At 34.1% G+C, this 273-nt stretch carries 1 protein-coding gene; it reads right to left on the bottom strand.

The window, feature by feature from the left end:
• On the bottom strand, positions 1–273 hold a 273-nt coding region (locus ACX6CF_RS26640), incomplete at both ends, for an aminotransferase class I/II-fold pyridoxal phosphate-dependent enzyme (RefSeq protein ID WP_458788404.1).

The raw sequence follows: 273 nt of genomic DNA, 5'->3' as shown, positions 1-273 counted from the left end.
CTCAATCCAGGCACAGCATAATACTTAGTCATGGATCTAAGAGAAAACACATGTTCATAACCTGTACAATTCCCAACAGGCTCATATCCAGTAAATACAACAAAAGATTCATCTATAAACAAAAAACTGTTTTCTCTCTTTACTATATCTACTATTTTACTAACTATGTCTACTCCAAGATATTTTCCAGTAGGATTATTAGGATTACACAATACTACAACATCTGGCTGAAATACCTCCATCTTCCTAGAAAACATTTCCAGGTCAAACCCA

It is taken from the genome of Vallitalea sediminicola, from assembly GCF_054408565.1.
This window is presented reverse-complemented; position numbering and strand designations above follow the sequence as displayed.